12 protein-coding genes are annotated in these 15,952 nt (G+C 73.2%); 9 read left to right on the top strand and 3 right to left on the bottom strand.

The genetic code is table 11. From position 1 onward, the window contains the following. Positions 1-276: 276 nt before the first annotated feature. Positions 277-813 (bottom strand): hypothetical protein, encoded by a 537-nt coding sequence (locus tag ACFQ7Q_RS25130; RefSeq protein WP_383558935.1) that lies wholly within the window; start codon positions 811-813, stop codon positions 277-279. A 249-nt stretch (positions 814-1,062) separates the two neighbouring features. Then, a complete protein-coding gene (locus tag ACFQ7Q_RS25135) occupies positions 1,063-1,749 on the bottom strand; it encodes an SDR family oxidoreductase (RefSeq protein WP_383558937.1) in 687 nt (228 codons plus the stop codon). 119 nt (positions 1,750-1,868) lie between these two features. On the opposite strand from ACFQ7Q_RS25135, the gene ACFQ7Q_RS25140 reads away from it, so the two are divergent. From ACFQ7Q_RS25140 to ACFQ7Q_RS25170, 7 genes are all read left to right on the top strand, one after another. Then, on the top strand, positions 1,869-2,429 hold the full coding sequence (locus ACFQ7Q_RS25140) for a TetR/AcrR family transcriptional regulator (RefSeq protein WP_383558939.1): 561 nt from the start codon (positions 1,869-1,871) through the stop codon (positions 2,427-2,429). A 132-nt stretch (positions 2,430-2,561) separates the two neighbouring features. After that, a complete protein-coding gene (locus ACFQ7Q_RS25145) occupies positions 2,562-4,913 on the top strand; it encodes a SpoIIE family protein phosphatase (RefSeq protein WP_383558941.1) in 2,352 nt (783 codons plus the stop codon). A 134-nt stretch (positions 4,914-5,047) separates the two neighbouring features. Beyond that, positions 5,048-5,695, top strand: a complete 648-nt coding sequence (locus tag ACFQ7Q_RS25150) for a TetR/AcrR family transcriptional regulator (protein ID WP_383558943.1) — start codon at positions 5,048-5,050, stop codon at positions 5,693-5,695. 434 nt (positions 5,696-6,129) lie between these two features. Continuing rightward, positions 6,130-6,990 (top strand): ABC transporter ATP-binding protein, encoded by an 861-nt coding sequence (locus ACFQ7Q_RS25155; RefSeq protein WP_383558945.1) that lies wholly within the window; start codon positions 6,130-6,132, stop codon positions 6,988-6,990. Then, positions 6,987-7,961: an ABC transporter substrate-binding protein gene (locus ACFQ7Q_RS25160; RefSeq protein WP_383558946.1), complete on the top strand. Its 975-nt coding sequence runs from the start codon at positions 6,987-6,989 to the stop codon at positions 7,959-7,961. Before ACFQ7Q_RS25155 ends, ACFQ7Q_RS25160 begins: the two co-directional genes overlap by 4 nt. Positions 7,962-7,965: 4 nt before the next feature. Then, entirely contained in the window at positions 7,966-10,032 is a 2,067-nt protein-coding gene (locus tag ACFQ7Q_RS25165) for an iron ABC transporter permease (protein ID WP_383558948.1), read from the top strand. Between the two features lie 81 nt (positions 10,033-10,113). Beyond that, a complete protein-coding gene (locus ACFQ7Q_RS25170; RefSeq protein WP_383558949.1) occupies positions 10,114-12,348 on the top strand; it encodes an FUSC family protein in 2,235 nt (744 codons plus the stop codon). 50 nt (positions 12,349-12,398) lie between these two features. On the opposite strand, the gene ACFQ7Q_RS25175 is transcribed toward ACFQ7Q_RS25170, so the two are convergent. Beyond that, a complete protein-coding gene (locus ACFQ7Q_RS25175; protein ID WP_383558951.1) occupies positions 12,399-13,217 on the bottom strand; it encodes an SDR family NAD(P)-dependent oxidoreductase in 819 nt (272 codons plus the stop codon). A 171-nt stretch (positions 13,218-13,388) separates the two neighbouring features. On the opposite strand from ACFQ7Q_RS25175, the gene ACFQ7Q_RS25180 reads away from it, so the two are divergent. Together ACFQ7Q_RS25180 and ACFQ7Q_RS25185 are read left to right on the top strand one after the other, a co-directional pair. Next, entirely contained in the window at positions 13,389-14,321 is a 933-nt protein-coding gene (locus tag ACFQ7Q_RS25180; protein WP_383558952.1) for a MurR/RpiR family transcriptional regulator, read from the top strand. A gap of 347 nt (positions 14,322-14,668) precedes the next feature. Beyond that, the gene (locus tag ACFQ7Q_RS25185; RefSeq protein WP_383558953.1) at positions 14,669-15,916 is read left to right on the top strand and encodes an SLC13 family permease; all 1,248 of its coding nucleotides are present in this window, start codon (positions 14,669-14,671) and stop codon (positions 15,914-15,916) included. Positions 15,917-15,952: the final 36 nt, after the last annotated feature.

The raw sequence follows: 15,952 nt of genomic DNA on the forward strand, positions 1-15,952 counted from the left end.
GCCGAGGGCGGGCCGGGGCGCGTCATCGAAGCTATCCCCGCCGCCCCGCGTCCACGGCGGCGCTTTGACGGCACCTTGACGGCGATCGGCCGAGTCCGTACACGCCACTGACGGCCGCCGGACCCCACTGCGGTGGCCGGTCCGTTCCGGTAGGGGATTCGCGTCAGGAACCCGCCGCGTCCCGCTCCCCGCGGCGCCGTGCCTCCGGCCCTGGAACGGTCCGTTCCGCAGCCGTCCTGAAGCCGCCGATTCGCACCCGCCCGTGCGGGCTCGCGGCTACTCAAGCCCGGAGATCCGGAAGACCGTTTGGGCCGTCTCCCGGTCGACGCATCGGGCCAACCGCTCCAGTTCCGCGCCGCCGTGGCGCAGGGTGCCTCGGGCCAGCGAGACCCGGGCGTCCTCCTTCAGCAGGTGCCACAGGGGCGGGTTGGCGACGAAGACGCGCGGGTCGACCTCGGCCCGCGCGCCCGTGGTGTCGTACATGATCAGTCTCTGCGCGACGCCGTCGGACCAGCGCACGGAGGCAAGTCGGTCGGTGTGGACGGTTCTCCGGGCCGTCAGGCCGCGGACGGTGAGCCGCCCCGGCGACGCCTCGACCCGCGGCGGGAGGAGTATCGCGAACATCAGGGCGGCAAGACCGGACCACGGCAGGGCCCGCAGCAGGCTCAGCGTGCCGTTCCCCGCCTCGACGGTGAGGGACACGGCGAGCAGCACCATGGCGAAACCGGCGGCGGCGCGTGCTTCCGAGGGCCATCCCGTGTCGTGGACGGAGCCGGCCGAGGGGTACTCCGGTGGCACGAAAGGGAGTTCCATGAAGGGGACGCTAGGGGGGAGCGGGCGGTCCGGCCCAGTGCCTTTACGGACCCTCTGCGCGGCGGCGCGGAGCGTTGACGTGACGCTGACGGACGGGCCACCGGCGGCCCCGGTCAGGGAGCGGACGGGCGGATGCGGACGTGAAGCGGCGGTCGTGGCACGAGGGCACGGCAGCCCGTCGCCGACGCCCTCCCCTCGCGATGGCTCCCGGCTGCCTCGCGGTGGCGGACCGGCCGCCACGGTCGGGCGTCACGCCGGGGTCGGCGCCGCGGACAGTCCCTGCTTGACCTGCCGGGTGACCTCGTCGGCGAGGATCTCCGGAAGGCCCTTCTCGATGCCGTCCAGGGCCTGGGCCGCGACCTCGGCGGGGTCGACCTTCTGCTCGGCGGGAACGCGGGCCGCCATGTCGGTGTCCATGTACGCGACGTGCAGCGCCGAGACGGCGATGCCTCGGGGCGCGAGCTCCTCGCGGGCCGCGTTCGTCTGCGCCCATGCGGCCGCCTTGGCCGCCGCGTACGAGCCGAGGCCGGCCGGATGGAACCAGGACAGGACGGACAGGACGTTCAGAACGGCGCCGCCGCCGTTGTCCTCGATGACCGGAGCGAAGGTCCGTGTCACGGCGAGCGGCCCGAAGAAGTTCGTCTCCATCTCCTGCCGCACCGCCTCGAGCTCGCCCGTGAGCAGCTTGGCGCCGGTGGAGATCCCGGCGTTGTTGACCAGCAGCGTCGCGTCCGACGCGATGAGGGCCGCCGCCCGGATCGACTCCTCGTCGGTCACGTCCAGGCGCAGCGGGACGACGCCCGCCAGATCCACGGTCTCGGGCCGCCGCGCCGCCGCGTAGACCTTCGCCCCGCGCCGTACCAGATGCTCGGCCAGATGACGCCCCAGACCCCGGTTCGCCCCGGTGACCACCGCGACCGCGTTCGTCAGTTCCATGTCCGCTCCCAGCGTTACGGGGCTGCCCTCTCGAGGGTGGCAGCCAAATAGATTACGAAGGTAATCTAAACCGTACACTAGAATAGATGCCAAGCGACATCCAAATGTGGAGGTGCCCGATGGGCCGCGTATCGCAGGCGCAAGCACAGGAGAACCGCAGGCGGGTCGTCGAAACCGCCTCGCGCCTCTTCCGGGAGCAGGGGACGCACGTCAGCGTCGCCGACCTCATGAAGGAGGCGGGTCTGACCCACGGCGGCTTCTACAAGCAGTTCGCCTCCAAGGAGGCGCTGATCGACGAGGCCACCGCCCATGCGTTCGCCGAACTCACCCGGCGCCGTACGACGGGACTGGAGCGGCACGCCGGGCAGCGCGGGAGCGCCCGGCGGGCGCTGATCGAGGCGTACCTCTCCGTCGAGCACCGCGACGACCTGGCGGACGGCTGCCCCGCCGCCGCGCTCGCCACCGACATGGCGCGCGGGCTGAGCGCCCAGGAGGCGGGCCGGGTGTACAGCGAGGGGGTGGCCGACTTCGCGGACTCGCTCTCCACCGAGGACGAGGACGGCCTCACGCGCCTGTGCACCATGGTCGGCGCACTCGTCCTGTCCCGCGCCACCAAGGGCTCCCCCCTCTCCGAGGAGATCCTGTCCGCCGCCCGCGCTGCCCTGACGGAAGCCGACTAGCGGCTGCTCCCGATCGACGCCGCCGTCGTCCGCCGAGTGCGGGGCGACGCCGCGCGTTCCGGTGGTGACACGACGCCACCCCCGGTGGAGTACGTCGGCGCCCGTGGGCCGGTGCGGCGTAACGTCGTCCTTGTGGAGTTCACTGCGGACAGTCTCCTGTCCCGCGCCGCTCAGCAGCTCAGCCTGCGATCGGATCAGCTGATCCAAGACGTGGAGCGGGCCCTGCGGCGTGACGTTCCCGAGGTGTGGGCGGAGGCGAACCTGGCCGCCGATGCGGCGGAGACCGTCGCCGATCACGTACTCGCGGCCCTGGTCGGCATCGAGCACGGCATCGAGCCGAACCGCGTCGACACACCCTCCTCCGACCTGGAACGCGCCCGCCGGCTCGCCCGGCACGGCACGCCCGTCAGCGTGCTGCTGCGGGCCTTCCGGCTGGGGCAGGGGGTCCTCCTCGACAGGATGATGGGGGAGCTGCCCCGATTGACCGGCGACGCCGAGCTGCTCAGCGCGGCGTCGCGCAAGCTGGTCGCCACGGTGACCGCGTACGTCGACCGCGCGTCGGAGTACGGCGTGGCCGCCTTTCAGGAGGAGCGGGACCGGCGACTGCAATGGCGGCTGTCGATGGTGAACGAGGCGAGTATGCGCATCGGCACCACGTTGGACATCGCCCGCACCACCCAGGAACTGGCGGACTTCGCCATCGCGCACTTCGCCGACGTCGTCACCGTCGACCTGCTCGACTCCGTGCTCCGCGGACTCGACACCCCGGTGGAGCCGTCTCTCGCGCTCCGCCGGGTCGCCGAGCGCTCGGTGGTCGCGGGCGACCCGGACATGGCGATCCGGCCCCGGCACGTCTTCATCTGCGCGGACGGTACGCCGTCGGCCCGCGCCCTGATCACGGGTCAGCCCTCGCGTCACGACCACGAGAACGGTTCGCCGGAGCCCTCTGATCCCGGCCGCGGTGCCGACGACGGAAGCCGCTCGACGCTCGTGGTGCCGTTGCGGGCCCGGGACTCCACGCTGGGCGTCGCGCAGTTCGTCCGCCACCGCGACAGCGGCTTCTACGACGACGAGGACCTGCTCCTCGCCCAGGAGATCGCCGCCAGGGCGGCGGTGGCCGTCGACAACGCACGGCGGTACACGCATGCGCGGGCCGCCGCCCTCACCCTGCAGCGCAGCCTGCTCCCGCACGACACCGCGGAGCAGTCGGCCGTGGAGGTGGCCTTCCGCTATCTGCCGGCCGGCGCCCAGGCGGGCGTGGGCGGCGACTGGTACGACGTCATCCCGCTGTCCGGAGCGCGGGTCGCCCTCGTGGTGGGCGACGTCGTCGGCCATGGCATCCACGCCGCGGCCACCATGGGGCGGCTGCGAACCGCCGTACGCACCCTCGCCGACGTCGACCTGCCGCCGGACGAACTCCTCACCCACCTCGACGACGTCGTCCTGCGACTGTCGACCGAAGCCGCGCCCGACGCGGACGTCGTGGACGCCGATCTCGGTGCGGAGTCCGACTTCGACCAAGGCACCGGCCGAGGTGCCGACGGGGGCACCGGCACCGGTACCGGCAGCGATACCGGCACCGGTACCGGCAGCGATACCGGCACCGGTACCGGCAGCGATACCGGCACCGGCACCCGCACAGGCGCCGACGAAGGCTCTGACGATGCCGCCGACAGCGAATCCGCCGGCGGTATCGGAGCGACCTGCCTCTACGCCGTCTACGACCCCGTCACCCGTCAGTGCTCCCTGGCCCGCGCGGGGCACCCGCCGCCCGCCCTGGTGACCCCGGACGGCACCGTGGACATCCTCGACCTGCCGCCGGGCCCTCCGCTGGGCCTGGGGGGCCTGCCCTTCGAGGCCGCCGAGTTCGACGTGCCCGAGGGCAGCCTCCTCGCCCTCTACACCGACGGCCTGATCGAAGCCCCCGACCGTGACGCCGAGGCGGGCCTCGCCCTCCTCCGTCACGCGCTCGCGCAGCCCGCTCCCACCCTGGAGCACACCTGCGACAGCGTGCTCGAAGCCCTGCTGCCACCCCGCCCGGACGACGACGTCGCACTGCTCCTGGCGCGCACCCGCACCCTCGGTGCCCGCCAGGTCGCCGACTGGGACGTGGAAGCCGCCCCCAGCGCCGTCTCCAAGGCCCGGTCGAACGTCACGCAGCAACTGAGCAGTTGGGGACTGGAAGACCTCGCCTTCACCGCCGAACTGGTGGTCAGCGAACTCGTCACGAACGCCATCCGCTACGGCCGCCCCCCTATCCGGCTGCGCCTCATCCACGACCGCGCGGTCATGTGCGAGGTCTCCGACACCAGCAGCACCACCCCGCACCTGCGCCGGGCCGGCGTCTCCGACGAGGGCGGTCGCGGACTGTTCCTGGTCGCCCAACTCGCCGAGCGCTGGGGGACACGCCACGCCCGACAGGGCAAGACGGTGTGGGCCGAGCTCTCCGAGTCCGCCGGATTCCCGGCGTGGGACGCGGAGTAACGCTCATGTGGCGCCCATGCGCGAGGCCCCGGAGCTCGGACCGGGTGGATGTCCTGCGTGTCAGAATGGACGCGCCGTTCGTCGGCTTCGCCGCCGTTCCCCGTCGTTCACCGCACTGACGCACCGAGGTTGCCGTGACCAAGCCCGTGGCCCGCGTTCCCCAGCGCAGCAATGCGCGGTCCAACCGGGCACGCATCCTGGCCACGGCCCGTCAGGAGCTGGGACGGAACCCGGATCTCACCCTGGAGGAGCTCGCGCGAGCCTCCGGCGTCGTGCGCCGCACCTTGTACGGCCACTTCCCGGGACGTACGGCCCTCCTGGAGGCGCTCGCCGACGAAGCCTCCGAGGCGCTGAACGCCGCTCTGGAGACCGCCGTGCGGCCCGAGGAGCCCGCCGAGCAGGCGCTCGCGCATTTCGTGCTCTCGATGTGGTCCCTGGGGGACCGTTACCGATTCCTCCTGTCGCTGGCCCGGAGGGACCTCGGGTCGGACCGCGTGGCCGAGGTCCTGGCACCGGCGCGCAACGAGGCGACCGCCATCCTGGAACGAGGGCAGCGGGACGGCGTGTTCCATACGCTGCTGCCGCCCGCAGTACTGAGCGCCGGACTCGAGGCGATGACGGTCGCTCTGCTGGAGGAGGTCACCTCCGGGGAGCTGGAGGACGACGGAACCCGCGCGGCCGTCTCCACCCTTGTCGCGGCCGGAGTGCCGGAGAGCCGGGCACGCGCCGTCGTCGACGCGGTCGCCTCGACGGCGGCCGCGGGGCCCACGGCCGACGGCTGAGGCTTCGCCGCACGGCGGCTCCACCGGCGGAACACCTGCTCGTTCGGTGACGGAGAGCCGCACGGCTTGTCCGGCGAGGGCGACGGCGAGGGCGGGAGCGAGGCCGGGCGGGGGCGGGAGTGAGGCCGGACCGGAGGCGGCGTTCTGCCTCCGGTCGATCCGGTCCGTGCGTGCGTCCGCAGGGCGGCCGCGCGGCTTTCACACGTACGCCGCCGCGCCCGTCGACGCGGAACGCGCCGTGCTGCGGCACCTCGTGGCGATGCGGGTCGCCGTCCACGCGCGCGACGGGCCGGCCGCCGTTCCGGCGCCCCGCCGTCCCCGTACGTACGTCTGCTCCGGGCCCTGGCCGAGTTTCAACCTTGGCCGGATTGCCCCTTGTCGTCGTTCTCAGGGGGTCTATCGATCGCGGGTAAGGATAGGCTAACCTCTCCTCCGTGCAAGCAGGTGAAGAGACCGTCGCGACCTCACGTCCCCACGGCCATGAACTTTCGGCCACGGGAGTCACCGTGGCCTACGAAGGCGTCGATGTCGTACACGACGCCTCCATGACGCTGCGGCCGGGTGAAGTGACGGTCCTGGTCGGGCCGAACGGCAGTGGCAAGTCGACGCTTCTGCGTACGATCGCGCGACTCCAGCGGCCCAGGACCGCCACCCTCGTCATCGACGGCGACACCGACGGCCTCGCGCTGAGCCCGCGTGAGTTCTCGCGACGGGTCGCACTCCTCACGCAGGGACGCCCCACACCCAGCGGGCTGACCGTGCGCGACGTCGTCGAGTTCGGGCGGTACCCCTACCGGGGACGCTGGGGCAAGGCCGACCCGGACGGCCGGGCAGCCGTGGACCGCGCACTCGCCATGACCGGTGTCGAGGAACTCGCCGAACGCGGTGCCGAGCACCTCTCCGGCGGACAGCTCCAGCGCGTCTGGCTGGCCGGCTGCCTCGCCCAACAGACGGGCGTGCTCCTGCTCGACGAGCCCACGACCTACCTCGACCTGCGCTACCAGGTCGAACTCCTCGACCTCATGCGCGATCTGGCGGACGACCACGGCATCGCCGTCGGCGCCGTCCTGCACGACCTCGACCAGGCCTCGGCCGTGGCCGACCGAATCGTTCTGCTCGACAAGGGGCGGGTCGTCGCCGACGGCGACCCCGCCGACGTACTGACACCGGAGCGGTTGACCGACACGTACGGCATCCGCATCGAGGTCGACACCGATCCCCTCACCGGTCGGCTGCGCACTCGTGCGATCGGCCGACACCACTCGCGAAGCGAAAGGCTCAGCACCACCTCATGAGACGCCTCCTCCTCACCGCGGCCGCCACCGTCGCGGCCATCACCCTGTCCGCCTGCGGTACCACCGAGCCCGCCGCCGACGACGCGAAGAAGACCGCCGAGCCCATCACCCTCACCGACGCCACGGGCACGAAGGTCGAGCTCGACGGCCCCGCCGCCAAGGTCATCGGGACCGAGTGGAACGCCGTCGAGAGCCTCGTCTCGCTCGGTGTCGACCCCGTCGGCGTCGCCGACGTCAAGGGCTACAAGACCTGGGACACCGCCGTCCCGCTGAAGAACGAGCCCAAGGACATCGGCACGCGCGGCGAGCCGAGCATGGACACCGTCGCGTCGCTGAAGCCCGACCTCATCGTGGCGACCACCGACCTGCCCGAGGCCGCCGTTAAGCAGCTTCGCAAGGTCGCGCCGGTCCTCACGCTCCGCCCCGCGGACGCGGCAGACCCGATCGGCCAGATGACCGAGAACCTCGACCTCATCGCCAAGGCCACCGGCACCACGCAGCAGGCCGACAAGCTCAAGAAGCAGTTCGAGGCGAAGCTCGCCGAGGGCGCCAAGGCCCTCGCCGACGCCGGTCTCGCCGGGACGAAGTACGCCTTCGCCGACGGGTACGTCGTCTCCAACCAGGTCTCGATCCGGCCCTACACCAGCGGCTCGCTCATCGGCGGCGTCAACGAGAAGCTCGGTCTGAAGAACGCCTGGACCGTCAAGGGCGACGAGAGCTACGGCCTCGCCGCCACCGACGTCGAGGGCCTCACCAAGCTGGGCGACGTGCAGTTCGCGTACATCGGCAGCGAGGGCGACAAGGCCAGCACGCCGTTCGCGGGTGTCCTCGCCAAGGACAAGGTCTGGACGTCGCTGCCGTTCGTCAAGAAGGGCGACGTCCACCGCCTGCCCGACGGCATCTGGATGTTCGGCGGCCCCGAGTCGATGAACAAGTACATCGACGCCGTCGTCGCCGCGCTGACGAAGTAACACCATGGCCGTCACCGCAACAACCCCCGCCACCCGTCCGTCGGCGGCCACGTCCCGGACGGGCGCGGCCGCGGTGACGGCCGCCCTGATCCTCCTCGTCGCGGCCCTCGCGGTCGTGGACATCACCCAGGGCACGGCCGCCGTGGGCGCCTCCGAGATATGGAAGGCGCTCACGGGCCGGGCCGAACCGGCCGACGCCTCCGTCGTCATCGCCTCCCGACTGCCGAGGATGGCCGCGGGCCTGCTCGTCGGTGCCGCACTCGGAATCGCGGGCGCCGCCCTCCAGGCCGTCAGCCGCAACGTCCTCGCCTCGCCCGACACCCTCGCCGTCAACGCCGGCTCCTACTTCGCCCTCGGCCTCACCGCCGTCACAGGCCTCTCGCTGCCGCTCTTCGCCTCCTCCGGCATCGCGTTCGTCGGCGGCCTCGCCGCCGCGGCCGTGGTCCTCGGCCTCTCCGGCCTGGGCACCGGCACCGTCCGGCTGGTCCTCGCGGGCAGCGCCCTCACCCTGGGCCTCACCGCCGTCACCGAAGGCCTGCTCCTGCTGTTCCCCCGTCAGACGGAGGGGCTCTACCAGTGGAACCAGGGCAGCATCGCCCAGAACGGCTTCGACGGCGTCCTGCAGATGGCACCGGTCGCCTTCGTCGGCGTCGTCGGGCTGCTGCTGATGGCCCGCCGGATCGACGCCCTGGCGCTCGGTGACGACGCCGCGCGCGGCCTCGGCGTCCCGGTCCGCGCCACCCGCGTCACCGCCGTCGTGCTCGCCGCCCTGCTCTCCGCGGCCGCCGTCACCCTCGCCGGCCCCGTCGGCTTCGTCGGCCTGTGCGCCCCCGCCATCGTCCGTCCCTTCGCCCGCAGGTTCCGCGGGTTCACCCGTACGCGGCTGAGCCTGCCGGCCGCCGGGCTCACCGGTGTGGCCCTGGTGCTCGGCTCCGACGTGCTGCTCCGCGCCGTCGTCGCGGCGGACGTGGCGGTCGGCGTGCCGACCGGTGTCGTCACCAGCCTCGTCGGCGCCGTCTTCCTGATCGTCATGGCCACGCGGGCCCGGGACACGGCCGAAGCCGCCGCGTCCGAGCGGCTGCGCATCAAAAGCAGGACCGTCTTCCTCACCACCACCTCCGTCCTCGTGGTCGTCCTGGTCGGCGTGACCATCGCCTCCGTGCTCCTCGGGGACAGCAAGCTGCTCCTGGGCGACGTGCTGAACTGGGCGCAGGGGCGGGCCGGACGGACCGTCACCTTCGTCCTCGACACCCGCGTTCCACGCGTCCTCGCCGCCCTCTTCGCGGGCGCCGCGCTCGCCCTGGCCGGCACGCTCGTCCAGGCCGTGACCCGTAACCCCCTCGCCGAACCGGCCGTCCTGGGCATCTCCGGCGGCGCCGCGCTCGGCGCCGTCCTCCTGGTGACGACCGTGCCCCTGGCCGGAGGGTGGGGCCTGTCCGCGGCGGCCTTCGCGGGCGCCGCGATCAGCTCCGTCGTCGTCTTCGGACTGGCTGCCCGGGGCGGATTCCAGCAGAACCGCCTCGTCCTCGTCGGCTTCGGCGTCGCCATCGGGGCCTCGGCCCTGATCAGCCTTCTCATCATCCTCACCGACCCGTTCAACGCGACGAAGGCCCTCACCTGGCTCTCGGGCTCCACCTACGGGCGGTCCCTGACCGACGTGCTGCCCCTCATGGCCGTCCTCGTCGTGGGCGTGGCCGTCGCGGCCATGCGGCGCACCGAACTCGACCTCGTGTCGCTCGACGAGGACACTCCGAGGCTGCTCGGGCTGAGCCTGGGACGGGGACGCCTCGGCTTCCTCGTCCTCAGCGTCCTGCTCAGCGCCACCGCCGTGGCCGCCGCGGGCACCATCGGCTTCGTGGGGCTCGTGGCGCCGCATGCGGCCCGTGCCCTCGTGGGACGGCAGCACGCGCGCGTGGTTCCGGTCGCGGTCCTCCTCGGCGCGATCCTCGTCTGCACCGCGGACCTGGTGGGCCGGACCGTGATCGCACCGGCCCAGCTCGGTGCCGGACTCATGACGGCCGTGATCGGTACGCCGTACTTCCTCCATCTGCTCATCCGCAGCCGTCGATAGACCCGGGCCGTCACCGCCCCCGTCACCTCGCGCACCGCGCCGCGGGGTGCCGGGGCGCGGCAGGTGTCCGATCCTGGTGGCATGGGTGCCAACGGTGCCGACGGTGGCCCGGGCGCCAGAGGGGCGGGCCGGTCCAGGGGGCTGCTCCGGCTGCCCGACGCCTACGTGGGCGCGGCCCGCCGCTCGCTGCGCGTCACGCTGGCCGCGGGGGCCGGATTCTACCTGTTCCTGTACGGGTTCGACCAACCTGTCGCGGCCACGTACGCGCTTTTCGCCGCCGTGTCGCTGGCCGGCCTCTCGCACATCCCGGGGACCGGGCGGCAGCGGGCCGTCGTCCTGGTGAAGCTGCTCCCGGCCGCCTGGGCGCTGGTCGCGGTGGGCACCTTCCTGGCAGTGCGGAACTGGAGCGCGGTGGCCGGGATGCTGGTCATCGGCTTCGCGCTGGCCTTCGTCGCCGTCGGCGGGCCACGCCCGGCGGGCGCGGCGCCGGGGCTCCAGCTGCTGTACATCCTGCCCTCCTTCCCGCCGTACGCCCCCGAGACCATCGACGAGCGGATGGCGGGGACCACCGTCGGGATCCTGCTGCTGATCCTCGCCGAGACCTTCGTCTTCCCCGAGCCGCCGACCGTGCCGTACCGGGAACTGGCCGCCCGCGCCGCGGTCACCGCCGAGCGCTGCGCCGGGGAACTGGCCCGCGCGCCGTTCGCGCTGCCTCCGGCGACCGTGGAGGCCGCCGGCGTGGCGGACGAGGCGCTGCGGCCCTCGCAGGTCCCGGAGGCGGAGCGGCCGGCCGGAGCGGGGGTCCGCTCCCGGGGCCTGACCCACACCGGGCTCTCGGCACGGACGCTTCTCCACCGACTGACACGGCTCCCCGCCGTACCGGCCGACAGCGCTCCGGAGGACGCGGGCCTGGACCTGCTGCGGGCCGTCGGGCGCTCCGCGGCGGACAGCGCCGCCCTGCTGCGCGGCGCCCCAGGAGCAGGCGAGGACCCGGGACCCGCCCGGGAGCGGGCGCTGCTGGCCGCCGTACCGACCCGGTCGGCGGACCCCGCGACGCTGCGCCGCCGCGCGTCCCTGCTCGAAGTGGCCGACGCCGCGCTGGCACTGTCCACGGCCGCCGGACTGGCGGTACGGGGGCGGCTCGTCGACGGGGCCGAACCGGCCGTCGGCCGGTTCTGGTACGCGAGGATGCGGGCGCCGCAGCTGTGGTGGCGACGGCTGGTGGGAAACGCCGGGAGCCGGTCGGTCTTCTTCCAGAACGCGGTGCGGATCAGTCTCGCCCTGGGGGCCGCCCGGGCCATCGCCGGCCTGGACACGCTGCCGCACGGCTTCTGGGCGCTCCTCGCGACCCTGACACTGACCCGCACGACCCTGGGAGCGACCTGGGGCAGCATCCGCCAGGCGGTCGCCGGGACCCTGATCGGAGCCCTGTGCACGGCGGGGCTGCTCGCCCTCATCGGGGCGGACACCACGGTGTACGCGGCCATGCTGCTCCCCCTGCTGCTGATCACCTTCACGGTGGGGCCGGTGAAGGGCGTCGGCTGGGCGCAGGCGTTCTTCGCGCTGGTGGTCTCCCTGGTGTTCGCCCAGCTGACGGCGACCACCTGGCGGCTGGCCGAGGTCCGGATCCTCGACGTGCTGATCGGGAGTGCGATCGGCGCCGTCTTCGGCCTGCTGGCCTGGCCGCGCGGCGCGCAGACCGAGGTGCGGCGCTCGAACACGGTGCTGCTGCGCACCGCCGCCGAGACCGTGGTCGCCACCGCCTCCACCATCGCGGCCGGAGGGGTACGGGATCCGGACGCGCCACCACCCGTGAGCGGCTCGCTCCGGCACGCGCTCGTCCTGGCCGAGACGGCCTACGCGCAGTTCCAGAGCGAACCGCGGGGCCCGGCGACGGGGGCGCCAGGATCCGGTGGGCCGCCGGGAAAGGGGCGGCGGACGGTCGACAACCAGGCGGTACTCCTGACCGGGCACCACGCGCTGTGGGGTGCGGAGCGACTGCTGGCGGCTCCGCCGCCCGTCCCGGCGGAGAAGGCGCCGGGGCCCGTCGACGTGGCGCCGCTGGAGCCCGCGGTGGCGGCCGTCGTGACCCGGCTGGGGGATCGGGTGGCAGGCCGGATGCTGCTGCTGTCCGCCCTTCTGGACCCGACCGGGGACGCCCCACCGCCCGCGGTGCCCGACCTGCCGTCCAGGGCGGCCGACGCGTCGGAGACCGCACCTGCCGAGGCACCGGGCGGCTTCTACGCGGTGGAGTCCTGGCTCGAGGCGTTGCTCCAGGACCTGGAACGGATCGACCGGTCCTCGCACACCCCATGACGCGACGTCAGCCGGCGGGGGAGGAGCGGATCCGCTCACCTGGCGAGACGTCAGGCGGGCGGCGTCCGCGGTTCGATGCGGAAGTCGAAGGCGAGCGTGCCGGGGTCGAGGGCGGTCACGCCGCCGTCGACGGTGAGCACCGCTCCGTTGACGAACGAGGACGCGGGCGACAGGAGCCAGGCGACGGCCTCGGCGACCTCGCGCGGCTCGCCCGGACGCCCGACAGGCAGTACGCGGGTGACCTCCTCGTACGCCGCCTCGATGCCGCCGTCCTCCAGCCCCGCCTCCTCGGCGAACCGGTTCATCCGGCGGTCCGCCATGTCGGTGCGCACCCAGCTCGGGCACACGGTGTTGGCGCGCAGCCCCGCGGCCCCGTAGTCGACCGCGAGCGAGCGGCAGAGCTGGAGCAGCGCCGCCTTGGACGTGGCGTAGGCGGCATTGCCCACGCCGTTGCGCAGCGCGGACACCGAGGCCACCGCGACCACGGCGCCCTGGGCGTCGAGCAGATGCGGGAGGGCGGCGCGCAGCAGATGGAACGGGCCGGTGAGGTTGGTCCGCATGACCGCGTCCCAGTCCTCGAGCGTCACCTCGCCCACGCCCCCGCCGCGCCCGATGCCGGCGTTGAGGACGACTCCGTCGAGGCGGCCGTGCGCGGCGAAGGCCGTGTCGACGAGTGCCTGTACCGCGTCCGGGTCGCCGATGTCGGAGGGGACGGCCAGGGCCCCGGTCTCCTCAGCGACCAGGTGCAGGGGTTCGGGCCGGCGCCCGGAGATCACCACATGGTGACCCGCGGAGCGCAGCAGCCGGGCGGTCGCGGCCCCGATGCCCGTCCCGCCACCGGTCACGAGGTACACGCGCTGGTTCGCCATGCCGTCGAGCCTCCGTCGTCGTCCGTCCGCCGTCGTGATCATACGTACGGAAGCGGTCGGACCGAGGGCCCCCGCCGCCGGGCGGGGCGCCGGCGGCTGGTGTCGCGGCCCGATGAACGGCAGCCGGTGTGAACTATCTTGGGCTGCAGAGAGACGAGAGGGAGGCATCCCGTGCCATCTGGGCAGCAGGCGCGCGCACAGGCAGCCGCGATCACACCGGGCAGGCGCTCGTCGGAGGCGGCGGCCGAGGCTGCCTCGCCCGCCGAGCGGGTGCGGTCGCTGTTCGGCAGCCACCGGCTCTCTCCCGCGCAGCGCCGCATCGCCCAGTTCCTGATCGACCACCTCACCGAGGCAGCGTTCCTTTCGATCACCGAGCTCGCGGAGCGGGTGGGCGTCAGCCAGCCGTCCGTGACCCGCTTCGCCTCGTCGCTGGGGTTCAGCGGGTATCCCGCGCTGCGGGAGGCCCTCCAGCCCATCGCGCTCAGCGCCGTCGCCGGCGCGCCGGGCGAGGGGCAGGCGAGCCTCAGCAACGAACTCCAGTCGGCGGTCGACGCCGAGATCGAGAACCTGACCGCTCTGCGGCGGGTGCTCGCGGACCCGGACCAGATCCTCGAGATCGGCCGTGAGCTGGCCCGATCCGTCCCGCTGACGGTCCTCGGCCTCAGGATCTCGGTCTCCCTCGCCGAGTACTTCGCCTACGCGGCGCGGCGCATCCACCCCGACGTACGGGTGGTGACACGGGGCGGCACGGTCGCCTACGACGGACTGCTCCAGGCGCGCGAGGCGGGCGGGACGTGGGTGATGGCCTTCGCGATGCCCCGGCACGCCAACGAGACGCTCGCCGTCGTCCGGGCGGCTCGGGGCGTCGGGCTGCGCGTCGCCTTGATCACCGACCTGGCGCTCGGGCCGCTCGTCGACGAGGCCGACGTGGTGTTCACCGCCGGCACCGGGTCTCGTCTCGTTTTCGACTCGTACGCGGCTCCCGGGGTGGTGTCCGCAGCCATCCTTCAAGCCATGGCGGACGCGGACCCGGAGCGCACCCAGACCCGTCTCGAGAAGTATGAGCAGGCGGCTGACCAGCACCATTTCTTCCTGGACGACTGAGCCCCGCTCAAGTTGAATGGGCGACTTTCCGCCATCGGGTCGTATGAATTTTTTCATTCCCTTGCGTACTCGACGGTATATATGTTTACTACGGGTGTCCTCACGGGCCCGAACAGAACACCTCGGCGTCGCCCCCTCCTCCTCAGACGACCTGGTGTTTCGACGGCAGCGCGCCGCGCAGAGCGCGGGTGCATCTGTGGCGGCTCCGGTCTACCCCTGGGCCGGAGCCGCCGCGCAGAAGCCGCCGGGCGGAGTGGGCCCCCACCGTCTGAGATCCTGGTGCGCGTTCGTGGCCGCTGTCCGGCCGGGTTGGTTTCCGTTGCCGGGAGTGCGCGCTGAGTACCGTCGTGGCCGAGTCGCTGTCCCTCGCCCTGCTGCTCGGAGTGCTGGCCTTCGCCGTCGTACGGCCTCGGGCGCTGCCGGAGGCCGTTGCCGCGGTCCCCGCCGCCGCCCTGGTCGTGGGGTGCGGTCTGGTCTCGCCCCAGGTCGCGTGGGAGCAGATGCGGGACCTGCTGCCCGTGGTGGGCTTCCTCGCCGTCATCCTGGTGCTCGCGCAGCTCTGCGCCGACGACGGGCTGTTCCGGGCGGCCGGTGACGCGGTGGCCCGGCGGTGCGGGCGCAGTCCGCGATCCCTGCTGCGCGGCGTGTTCGCGGTGGCGGCGGTGATCACGGCCGGCCTGAGTCTCGACGCGACGGTGGTGCTGCTGACGCCGGTGGTCTTCGCCACCGCCGCCCGGCTCGGTACCGGAGCGCGACCGCACGTCCACGCGACGGCCCACCTGGCGAACTCGGCCTCCCTGCTCCTGCCGGTCTCCAACCTCACCAACCTGCTGGCGTTCACCGCGAGCGGGCTCTCCTTCACCCGGTTCGCCGCGCTGATGGCGCTGCCGTGGCTGGCCGCGATCGCCGTCGAGTACGCGGCCTTCCGCCACTTCTTCCGCACCGAGCTGGCCAAGACCGTGGACCCCCCGGTCGAGGCCGAGCGGGCGGCCCCGGTGCCCCGGTTCACCCTGTGGGTCCTCGGCCTGACCCTCGCCGGGTTCGCCGTGACCTCCTTCGCCGGGGCGAGCCCGGCCTGGGCCGCCCTCGCCGGAACGCTGGTCCTCGGCGTACGGGCCCTGCGCCGGCGCACGACGACCCCGCGCAGGCTCGGCGCGTCCGCGGCACCCGGGTTCTGCCTCTTCGTGCTGGCCCTGGGCATCGTGGTCCGGGCGGTCGTCGACCACGGCCTCGGCGACGCGCTCGCCCACGCCCTGCCGGACGGCGACGGACTCCTGCCGCTGCTCGCGATCGCGGCGGTCGCCGCGCTCCTCGCGAACCTGATCAACAACCTGCCCGCGACGCTCGCCCTGCTCCCGCTCGTCGCGCCCGTCGGACCGGGCCCGGTTCTGGCGGTGCTGATCGGTGTGAACATCGGCCCCAACCTCACCTACGTCGGCTCGCTCGCCACCCTGCTGTGGCGGCGCACCCTCCAGGAGCACGACGACCGGGCGTCCTTGGGCGAGTTCACCCGCCTCGGTCTTCTGAGCACACCGGCCGCCCTGGTCGCCGCGACCGCCGCTCTGTGGGCCTCTCTCCAGGTCATCGGGGCCTGAGGCCATGAGGAAGGCCCCGGCGAGGTCATGAGAAGG

Origin of the sequence: Streptomyces sp. NPDC056527 (assembly GCF_042794475.1) — a bacterium.
GTDB lineage: Bacteria > Actinomycetota > Actinomycetes > Streptomycetales > Streptomycetaceae > Streptomyces.

What these genes read in the sequence shown, in the direction of transcription:
- ACFQ7Q_RS25175 (WP_383558951.1), bottom strand. Translation starts at nt 13,217, where the DNA reads ATGGCGAACCAGCGCGTGTACCTCGTGACCGGTGGCGGGACGGGCATC.
- ACFQ7Q_RS25165 (WP_383558948.1), top strand. Translation starts at nt 7,966, where the DNA reads ATGGCCGTCACCGCAACAACCCCCGCCACCCGTCCGTCGGCGGCCACG.
- ACFQ7Q_RS25130 (WP_383558935.1), bottom strand. Translation starts at nt 813, where the DNA reads ATGGAACTCCCTTTCGTGCCACCGGAGTACCCCTCGGCCGGCTCCGTC.
- ACFQ7Q_RS25170 (WP_383558949.1), top strand. Translation starts at nt 10,114, where the DNA reads ATGGGTGCCAACGGTGCCGACGGTGGCCCGGGCGCCAGAGGGGCGGGC.
- ACFQ7Q_RS25140 (WP_383558939.1), top strand. Translation starts at nt 1,869, where the DNA reads ATGGGCCGCGTATCGCAGGCGCAAGCACAGGAGAACCGCAGGCGGGTC.
- ACFQ7Q_RS25135 (WP_383558937.1), bottom strand. Translation starts at nt 1,749, where the DNA reads ATGGAACTGACGAACGCGGTCGCGGTGGTCACCGGGGCGAACCGGGGT.
- ACFQ7Q_RS25160 (WP_383558946.1), top strand. Translation starts at nt 6,987, where the DNA reads ATGAGACGCCTCCTCCTCACCGCGGCCGCCACCGTCGCGGCCATCACC.